A 2698-nucleotide genomic window follows, 5' to 3' on the forward strand; every position below is an offset into this window, starting at 1 on the left:
CCTGCCGAAGAACGCAGCAGGCAAGGTAGTCAGTCGCGCACTGCGAAACATGGCGCTCGACTGACCGAGGCAGGGCTGGACATGACGACGCAACCGCGCGTCACAGAAGTATGCACCATCGTTTGAAGGAGAATAAAGGAGAATAGATGTCTGATTCGAACGACGGCGCCCGGACGGCTCGCAGTGAAAAGATCGCATTGACCAACGTGCGCGTGTTCGATGGACGTGAACTTCGCGGGTCCACCACTGTGGTCATCGAGGGCGGGATCGTGGGCAACGACTCCGCAGGCGCGCGGATCATCGACGCTGGCGGCGCCACCCTGCTGCCGGGACTCATCGATGCCCACGTTCACCTCTTGAAGGAAGGGCACCTGCAACAACTAGCGGATTTCGGGGTCACGACGGCGCTGGACATGGGGGCCTGGCCGCCATCCATGGTCGACTCGCTGCGCAACAGAACCGGTATGGCGGATATTCGCAGCGCAGGCATCCCCGCGACCACCGCCGGCAGTACCCACAGTCACCTACCGGGGTATCCGGCCGAGGAATTCGTCGACGGTCCCGCGGGCGCAGCCCGATTCGTGGCGGACCGCATCGCCGAGGAAGTCGATTACATCAAGCTCATCGCCGACATCCCCGGACCCGACCAGGAGACACTCGACGCACTAGTTGCCGCGTCGCACCGGCACGGCAAGCTCACAGTCGCACATGCCGTGTCCACGGCCGCCCTCGACATGGCACTACAGGCCGGGGTCGACATGATCACACATGCCCCGCTCGACCGCCGGCTCACCGAGTCCACAGCGGCTCGCATACTCGCGCAGGAGTGCGTCAGCATTCCGACGTTAACGATGATGAAGGGCGTCGTCGACCGGATCGCCACTGCGGCGGCTTCGCAGCCCGAGGGTGTAGCGGCGGCTGGGCCGAGCTATGAATCAGCCCGCGGCAGCGTCGCGGAACTGCACCGAGCCGGTGTGCCGATCCTCGCGGGTACGGACGCTAACGCCGGCCCCGGCATACCCTTCTCACCCCGCCACGGCGAAAGCCTGCACGAAGAGCTCGAATTGCTCATCGAAGCCGGCCTGTCGACCGTCGAGGCGCTGCGCGCGGCGACAGTACTGCCAGCCCAACACTTCGGGTTACACGACAGAGGCGTGATCGAACCCGGCCGACGGGCCGACCTCGTACTGATCGACGGCGATCCCATCGCCGACATCCGCGCCACACGACAGATTCGGCGGGTCTGGTGCGCCGGTGTGGAGCACGTCGTTGGAACCGTTGTCCGGATATAGGCCGAGGCGTGGGGATCGGCGCGGTCTACAGCGCGCGGCGATCCCTCGCCGGCTCAGCTAGCAGTTGCTATCGCGCGCTACTGATCCAGGGGCCAGGACGACCGGGGACTGGATCCTATGACCCATCTCAGACTGTCGCGCTTATTAGTTGGCGCAATAGCGGATGCGCCGATAGTCGCTGCCCCAAATCGACGGTGACGTGTTTCCCACGTTGCGTTCACCGGAGCGATTCCGCATCGGCCCCTACTCCCGAATTGTCGATCAGATCGACTGGCTTGGGGGAGACATCGACTGGCTTGGGGGAGATAATGTAAAGGGTGTGACCTACCGCACACGATGGAGGAAGTAGCAGTCGTCCCGCCCGCGCATCCGTCGAATGTTCAAGGAGGATCGCCGCATGGATGCATGGCTGATCTGGTTGATCATCGCCGTAGCGTTGCTGGTGGTCGAGATGCTCACTATCACCGCAGCGGTCGGGATGCTCGGTGTCGCTGCACTGATCACCGCGGGCTTCGCCGCAGTCGGACTACCCGTTCCTGTCCAATTCCTTGCGTTCACAGTCACCGCCACGATCGGGGTGCTGCTCATCCGCCCCATCGTCCGTCGGCACATGATCCGGCCCCAGCTCGAGCGTTTCGGCGTAGAAGCATTAATCGGTAAGCCCGCCTATGTCGTGTCAGAGGTGTCCCGGCTGGACGGCAGGGTTCGCATCGGCGGTATCCGCGGCGAGGAGTGGACGGCGCGCGCCTACGACCAAACCCTGGTGATACCCGCCGGAGCGACCGTCGACGTCCTGCAGATCAGCGGCACCACCGCGCTCGTGTACCCCCGGGAGTAACCCATGGAAACCGCACTCTCTCTTATCCCCGGACTGGTCATCGCGCTGTTCGTAGCCTTCACCGTGCTGCGGGCGGTGCGCATCGTGCCCCAGGCGCGTGCCCGCAACGTCGAACGGCTCGGCCGCTACGACCGCACGTTGCAGCCCGGCCTCAATTTCGTCATCCCCTACTTCGACCGGGTCTATCCGATGATTGACCTACGGGAACAGGTGGTCTCGTTCCAGCCGCAACCGGTGATTACTGAGGACAATTTGGTCGTCGAGATCGATACTGTGCTCTATTTCCAGGTGACCGACGCGCGCGCAGCCGCCTATGAGATCGCCAGCTTCCTGCAAGCCGTCGAACAGCTCACGGTCACCACACTGCGCAATGTCGTCGGGTCCATGGACCTGGAGCGCACACTCACCTCCCGCGACACCATCAACAGCCAACTCAGAGGCGTGCTGGACGAGGCCACCGGCAAGTGGGGGCTGCGGGTCAACCGGGTAGAGATCAAGGCCATCGACCCGCCGCAATCCATCAAGGACGCGATGGAGAAGCAGATGCGGGCCGAGCGCGACAAGCGTG

3 protein-coding genes are annotated in these 2698 nt (G+C 63.8%); all 3 read left to right on the plus strand.

Translation table 11 applies throughout. The features are described from left to right. The first annotated feature begins 146 nt into the window (after window positions 1–146). On the plus strand, window positions 147–1292 hold the full coding sequence (locus QOC69_RS11265; protein WP_526439381.1) for an amidohydrolase family protein: 1146 nt from the start codon (window positions 147–149) through the stop codon (window positions 1290–1292). A gap of 397 nt (window positions 1293–1689) precedes the next feature. Then, window positions 1690–2130: an NfeD family protein gene (locus QOC69_RS11270; protein ID WP_526439383.1), complete on the plus strand. Its 441-nt coding sequence runs from the start codon at window positions 1690–1692 to the stop codon at window positions 2128–2130. A gap of 3 nt (window positions 2131–2133) precedes the next feature. After that, a partial coding sequence (locus QOC69_RS11275) for an SPFH domain-containing protein (protein ID WP_526439385.1) occupies window positions 2134–2698 on the plus strand: 565 nt, incomplete at its 3' end.

The organism is Mycobacterium sp., assembly GCF_032162105.1.
Taxonomy (GTDB): Bacteria; Actinomycetota; Actinomycetes; order Mycobacteriales; family Mycobacteriaceae; genus Mycobacterium.